We start from the raw sequence: 6,307 nt of genomic DNA, 5'->3' as shown, positions 1-6,307 counted from the left end.
AATCGGTGGAGCTGCATGACAAAGTCATCGGGCATTATCTGAACATAAAACACTATCAATAAGTTGGAGTCATTACCGATTATGCAATCTATAAAACAAAAGAGGATAAGGTCACATTAAGTGAAGTAGTTTTTGCTTTTAACTCTCTAAAAATTAAAATTTACCGGCAAAATGGACGCCATCTTTATTATATCAGGGAGCCTAATATGAATATTTTTCTGCAATGCTTAAATCCTGTTGAAATGGCGGTGCCAAAATGTATTACAGTAAAAGAACGTTACTGATTATATTTGTAATATTTATCGCCATTGTCGCAATCGGATCGGTAATAGCGCTTGAGTGGGTAAATCGTGACTCTTATAGAACCAATAATCTTATATGCACGACAAAATCAGAAGCGTATATTGAACCACGAAAATTGTACATGGATGGTGGACTTGTGCTGGATCTTAAATCCGGCAGGATTACCCTACACTACGATGTTACTACCGATACGAAAGAGAAACGGCTTTTTTTTCGTGATATCTGCATCAGCAAACTGCGCAGAACGGGTATGAAAACATTTACTTTTAAAGTCAATTCAGTTAAGACTTTTGAGTCTGATACTGCTGGCGATTTGTTTTCCTGGTTGAGACTGTTACAGCCTGGTACGATTAATGAGTTAAAGATGGTCAAAATTGGGAAAAATACCTACATGTTTTCGCTTAATCGACATTTGTATAATGTGTGTACCACCAGTAGTAACGTTGAGTTGTAGCCAATAATCCCTGTATTGATGGGAATTCGTTCCGTGATGGTTATGCCTCATCAGGCAGCGAACCTGGCATCTGGCTAACATATTGAATTTAGATATCTGCTATCGCTTATTTTAACGATAGTATCCTGCACCTGTTGGGTATTGATATTTTCTTGTCTATTTTCGGCACAGGGAGTGCCATCTTGCTATCATTAAGAACGTATAACCTATCTCTCAATATTGCTTTTCTATATTAATGTTACTTTAGTTATCCTATAAAAGCGTACAGTGGCAAAAGGAAGGCCGATAAGAGGGCAATGATTTGAAAGTAAGAAAGCTATTTCTGATGTTGTTTATTGCCGTTCCACTGATCGTAATGATATTGGTGGGGTTACTCGCGGGTATCTTCCAGCTAAAACGAGATATCGCCGTCAGCGCCAATACGCTGCTGCGGTTTAGCGCGGATATATCTGCCGCCTCCTGGCAAGTCGCCGGAAAAGCCGCCAGACTGGCTGAGAGTTCCTGTACTGACTCGCTGAAAGAACTGTCCAGAACGCGGGCCTTCACTCCTTATGTCCGTGACATTGGGTTTCTGGAAAATGGCGATATCACTTGCTCCTTTGTCACCGGAACCGAACGCTATCATTTTTCCCGGCTGGCAGGGCTTTCTTTACCTGCTTCTTATCCGGAACGGTGGTTGCGATCTATCGGTAGTATGGCCGAAGGACCCGATCGCCTTGTTGTGGTTTATGTGAAAAAAGTAGCAGCGAATAAAGCGGCCTTCGTCATTGTGGATTCGCAGTATGTCCAGGAGCTCATGGAGATATTGGCAGCAGAGAGAGCATCAGCCTTTAGCCTGACATTCGGCGCAGGGGAGGCGATTACCAGCGCTGCGACGTTGCGCGGTAAGGCGTTTTTAACGCAGCGGTTCGCCTCAACCGATCACACTATCCAGCTGATGGTGCGAACCCCCTTCTCAACGTTATCGGCATACTGGTTACAAAACCTTTTTATTTTTGTTCCGCTGTCATTGTGTCTTTCTGTAGGGATGATGTTGTTCTACAGGCGCTGGTATTTAAAACGTTTATCTCTGGCCCGGGAGATTGCCAGGGGAATAACGCACAATGAGTTTACGGTACATTATCAACCTGTTTTTAATGTTAAACACGGTAGTTGCGGTGGCGTGGAGGCGCTAATGCGCTGGCCGCAACCGGATGGCCGTTTTATAACTCCCGATATTTTTATTACCGCCGCAGAAAATGAAGGCATGATTATTCCACTCTCTCGTCATCTGTTCGAACTGATTGCTCATGACGTAATAAACTGGACTGTACCGGATGATTTCTATATCAGCGTAAATATATCGCCTGCGCATCTTATGGATGACGGTTTTATACAAGATATAGAGGCGCTCAGGACTCGTTTGGGAACGATAACGCTTATGTTGGAGCTCACCGAGCGTAGCCTGATTGTAGAACCTTCACAGGTCGCAGAAAAACTTTCAACGCTCCGTGAAAAAGGCGTGTTAATAGCGATTGATGATTTTGGGACCGGCTATTGCTCACTCTCCTATCTCCAACAATTACCTGTAGACTCTCTTAAAATAGACAGAACGTTTATCGATACCATTGATACCAGCAGCAATGATGTTCCTGTCCTGGATACTATCATTACGCTGAGTCAGCGACTGGGGCTCAATGTGGTTGCCGAAGGGGTCAGTACCCAGCACCAATTGCGTTACATCTTAAGCCACGGGGTAGGATTCGTTCAGGGATTTCTTTATGCCAGGCCGATGGAGGCTAATGACTTTATGAGCTGGCTTGGCAAGTCGGCCCAGAGGCAAAATGGTCTGCTCAAGGGGGAAAACGAATCTGCGAGTGGCCTGGTGGCTGAATAATACAGGAGCTCGCTACGGAAAAAAATTCAATAGCGCGATATATCCTGGTAATATGTTTATGCCGTGAAGAAACGTGATAGCACTGGGGCGGATATTTTTATGAGTCAGAACAATTATCTGATTGACAAAAGAGTTATTCTTGATTGTGAACGAATGACGCTTTCCTGCGCCGGAGAGTCGATAACGATATCTGAATCGGAACGCAGTTTGCTTATCGCTTTTCATGAAGGCCTTTTTAAAAAAGATGATTTAATTAACTATGTCTGGGGGCGCAAAGGTGTCGTGGTCTCTGATGCCAGTTATTATAAATTGATTAACCAGCTACGAGGATCATTTGATAAAATTGGTCTTAAGGGGGCGTCTGTTGTGACTCGTCCTCGCGTGGGTGTTTTACTCTCAGTTTCCATTGAACCGTTGAGTGATGAGGCGCAAAATACGCCGTTGCCTGCTGTTGCTGAAACAGAATTATCGACGGTTGAAGTGCGACGCGATGACACTATTATCCCCCCAATACCGGGCGCTGTGAATAAAAAAGATTGGCTCTACTTTTGCCTGGCCGCGCTTCTGATGTTTTTTATGATGTATAAAGTTAAGGGTGAAAATATTGATTACTTTACCCTCCAGGGTTCGTATGATGGATACACTTTTTATAGTGTCGGGCATGATAAAACCCATCTGACGGATATCGTTGAAGCGTACTCTGAGATGAGTAATGAAATACATAAACAAAACGGAAAAATCATTTATTACATTCGCGTTCCTAATACAAATATTTTTGTCCAGTGTCTTAACCAACTTGATATAGCGGAGCCAAAATGCATTTCCATAAAAGAACGTTATTAAGCGTGGCGACGCTTGGTATGTTGGCTGTTTCAGTCGTACTGATGGTAGTTTGGGTACGAAACAGTAGCCATAGTTCTATTAATACTAATGAATTTTTATGCACGACAAGAACGGTAACGACGATACAACCTAAAGATATCCATGCCGATGGCAGTCTTGTTCTTGATTTTAAGATGAAGAGAATTACGCTTCAATATGAAATAAAAACAAAAGATAACGGTGTAAAAATATTATACCGGGACGTGTATATGAAAAATTTACATCGAACAGCGCCTGGTGTTTATACGTTCGAAGTATCCCAGGTAAAAGTCTTTGCCACGGACACGGCTGGCGATCTGTTATCATATTTACGGGTTCTGCATCCGGAAGCGGCTAATGAGATTCGAATATCTAAAGTGGGTGAGAAAACCTTTTTTTATTCTCTTAATCGGCAGCTTTATAACGTTTGTACCGCGCAGTAGATCTGAATGTTGTCTGAATGTGTCAGAAAGCGAGTTGCGAAATTGCCCTCCGCAAGGGTAAAGGTTAACTCAATAATCAATTAAAATACATGCAAAACAATGAGTTATGAATTTTTTACTCGTCAGGGAGGTAACTGATACTCGCTGATAACCTCTCGCAGTCCGCCTGACGGATGCGATGCCAGGATCGGGTCTGAAGCAACTATGAATCCGCCATTAATAAAAAAGTAAGAACTCTGTAAGACTGATTTCATATCCATTATCGAATATATCAGGTTATATTACCTCCGCAGTTGGCATGACTGGTAATAAGCGCATTAGGTGCTCTTAATCTAAATGCTATTTGTGTGCCATAAGTTCCGGTACCGCCTTAATTATATATCAAAAATGGAGTGGTTTTAATGAAAAGACGGTCTTCGTTCCTTGTTTTTTTAGGTTTATTATTAGCGTCACCTTTAGCTTTGGCTAACGATCAGCACACCGTATCGTTTGGTTATGCACAAACTCATCTCAGTTCATTGAAAAATAGCGATAGCAAAGATCTGCGAGGCTTTAATTTTAAATATCGTTACGAGTTTAATGAGACCTGGGGGATGTTAGGCTCATTCACCGCGACGCGCAATGAAATGGAGAACTACACCTGGAAAGAGGGGAAATTGCATAAAAATGGTTCCGATTCTGTAGACTATGGTTCTTTGATGTTTGGACCAACATATCGTTTTAATGACTATGTGAGCCTGTACGGCAATGCGGGTATAGCGACGATGAAATTTAATAAACACTCAAAAGAAGACTCCTTTGCCTACGGCGCTGGCGTAATATTTAATCCAGTTAAGAGTATATCTATCGATGCATCATGGGAAGCCAGTCGTTTCTTCGCTGTGGATACCAATACATTTGGTGTCAGCGTAGGTTATCGCTTCTGATATTAAAAGTATAAGCGTTACGTTTATGGCAAGGAATTAAAAATAATATGGCGCTGCTACAGAATAGGGATGGTTATAATCAGTCAGGTAATCTTAAGAGGAAGATAAAACACTCACCGTAGCGTTATTCTATTGATGAAATTATGATAAATTCACTATCGGAACAACTTCCGTTAAAAACGATAGGTATAGTTTTAACGGATGATTATTATACTTATTTAGGCATCGCTTCACTCTTTGAGGATGGGAAGTGCTTTATGTTCCCACTCAATGGAGAATATAATTCGTGTCAGATATCAGCTAGCGAAGATATCATAATTATTATTGATGGACGAGTTTTGATTCAGGGGGTCTGGAAAGGTTTTAAGGCGCTCATGCAGCATTATCCACATGCTCGTCGAATCTGGCTCACGCGCAGAGATATTGGAAAACTTTATCCACATGGCTGCGATAGAGATCCTGATATCGATCCCGATTTGGCAAAGCCTGTTTTTATTGAGCATTTCATTAAATACGCTTGTGCAAACGATGTAGCGGTCGGTGAACTTGCGCCGTTGACAAAAAAGGAGGAGGAGTTGTTATGGCACTTTTTATATAAAAAGTCGATGAGTCAGATCGCCAGTAGCTATGGCATTAGTCGTAAGACTTTGTACATTCATAGATTGCGTATCTGTCGTAAATATGGCTTCAAACGCTTTTTCCATTTGCTATTTATTTACCAAAGAAGTCGCCATATCTTCGCATCTAAAATTTGCCGTGTAGACAAAAACGCCGATCAGGCTTGAAGCAAACAAGATGAAAAAGTTAACGATGAGAGAGTGTGAAAGCATCAATCCTACTTTGCTGCTTGCCATTAAGATACTTATCTCGGCGCTTGACGAAAAAACAAAAATAAGGCTCAGAGAGCATATTGAAAAAACTGAACAAGAAATAGCCTCAAGCATACATGATAGCATCATGACAGAGACTTTTCTTCAGCAAATGAAAGACATTCGTTACATCTTAAATATAGTTCCTTGACGGCGTTCAGAAGCAAGAACGCGTTATTATTTAATGATTAATAGACCAGGTATTAGTATGAAAAAGATCTTAGTATGTTTCGTCGGCTTGGCTTTAACCGCATGTAGCGCTAATTCGTTGAATTATGGCGCTGAACAGGTACGGGTGATGACCAGCGAGCCAGGTAAGGAATGCAGCTACTTAGGGGATATCACGGGCAGCCAGGGGAATTTCTTTACCGGTGGCTGGACTTCCAACAGTAACCTGGAAACGGGTGCCCGTAACGATCTGAAAAACAAAGCTTATAAAATGGGCGGAAATACGGTAGTCCTGTTAACCCAGCGTGCAGGCCAGACAGGAAGTTCATGGCACGGTTCGGGCTCAAGCAAACAAACGAATGTCACGTTAAGCGGGAACGTTTATCGTTGCCCTCGTTAACCTTATT

8 protein-coding genes and 2 pseudogenes are annotated in these 6,307 nt (G+C 42.0%); all 10 read left to right on the top strand.

The window, feature by feature from the left end:
- On the top strand, positions 1-62 hold a 62-nt coding region (locus ACLJPQ_RS04750), incomplete at its 5' end, for an IS1 family transposase (RefSeq protein WP_071528444.1).
- Positions 63-284: pseudogene (locus ACLJPQ_RS04745) on the top strand (hypothetical protein); the annotation flags it as partial.
- Positions 257-557: pseudogene (locus ACLJPQ_RS04740) on the top strand (hypothetical protein). The pseudogenes ACLJPQ_RS04745 and ACLJPQ_RS04740, both read left to right, overlap by 28 nt.
- A gap of 501 nt (positions 558-1,058) precedes the next feature.
- Positions 1,059-2,633: an EAL domain-containing protein gene (locus tag ACLJPQ_RS04735; RefSeq protein WP_080184614.1), complete on the top strand. Its 1,575-nt coding sequence runs from the start codon at positions 1,059-1,061 to the stop codon at positions 2,631-2,633.
- A gap of 99 nt (positions 2,634-2,732) precedes the next feature.
- The gene (locus tag ACLJPQ_RS04730; RefSeq protein WP_000081365.1) at positions 2,733-3,476 is read left to right on the top strand and encodes a transcriptional regulator; all 744 of its coding nucleotides are present in this window, start codon (positions 2,733-2,735) and stop codon (positions 3,474-3,476) included.
- Entirely contained in the window at positions 3,449-3,937 is a 489-nt protein-coding gene (locus ACLJPQ_RS04725; protein ID WP_000545426.1) for a hypothetical protein, read from the top strand. Before ACLJPQ_RS04730 ends, ACLJPQ_RS04725 begins: the two co-directional genes overlap by 28 nt.
- Before the next feature lie 401 nt (positions 3,938-4,338).
- Positions 4,339-4,863: an Ail/Lom family outer membrane beta-barrel protein gene (locus ACLJPQ_RS04720; protein WP_000830237.1), complete on the top strand. Its 525-nt coding sequence runs from the start codon at positions 4,339-4,341 to the stop codon at positions 4,861-4,863.
- A 143-nt stretch (positions 4,864-5,006) separates the two neighbouring features.
- Positions 5,007-5,648: a helix-turn-helix transcriptional regulator gene (locus tag ACLJPQ_RS04715; RefSeq protein ID WP_000610822.1), complete on the top strand. Its 642-nt coding sequence runs from the start codon at positions 5,007-5,009 to the stop codon at positions 5,646-5,648.
- Positions 5,649-5,658: 10 nt separating this feature from the next.
- A complete protein-coding gene (locus tag ACLJPQ_RS04710) occupies positions 5,659-5,883 on the top strand; it encodes a membrane protein (RefSeq protein ID WP_000737124.1) in 225 nt (74 codons plus the stop codon).
- Positions 5,884-5,940: 57 nt separating this feature from the next.
- Entirely contained in the window at positions 5,941-6,300 is a 360-nt protein-coding gene (locus ACLJPQ_RS04705; RefSeq protein ID WP_000722978.1) for a DUF4156 domain-containing protein, read from the top strand.
- Positions 6,301-6,307: the final 7 nt, after the last annotated feature.

The sequence above is a fragment of the Salmonella sp. SAL04213 genome (assembly GCF_046550535.1).
Taxonomy (GTDB): Bacteria; Pseudomonadota; Gammaproteobacteria; order Enterobacterales; family Enterobacteriaceae; genus Salmonella; species Salmonella enterica.
The sequence above is the reverse complement of the archived record's forward strand: the minus strand, read 5'-3'. Positions and strand labels throughout refer to the sequence as shown.

What these genes read in the sequence shown, in the direction of transcription:
- ACLJPQ_RS04730 (WP_000081365.1), top strand. Translation starts at nt 2,733, where the DNA reads ATGAGTCAGAACAATTATCTGATTGACAAAAGAGTTATTCTTGATTGT.
- ACLJPQ_RS04725 (WP_000545426.1), top strand. Translation starts at nt 3,449, where the DNA reads ATGCATTTCCATAAAAGAACGTTATTAAGCGTGGCGACGCTTGGTATG.
- ACLJPQ_RS04720 (WP_000830237.1), top strand. Translation starts at nt 4,339, where the DNA reads ATGAAAAGACGGTCTTCGTTCCTTGTTTTTTTAGGTTTATTATTAGCG.
- ACLJPQ_RS04715 (WP_000610822.1), top strand. Translation starts at nt 5,007, where the DNA reads ATGATAAATTCACTATCGGAACAACTTCCGTTAAAAACGATAGGTATA.
- ACLJPQ_RS04710 (WP_000737124.1), top strand. Translation starts at nt 5,659, where the DNA reads ATGAAAAAGTTAACGATGAGAGAGTGTGAAAGCATCAATCCTACTTTG.
- ACLJPQ_RS04705 (WP_000722978.1), top strand. Translation starts at nt 5,941, where the DNA reads ATGAAAAAGATCTTAGTATGTTTCGTCGGCTTGGCTTTAACCGCATGT.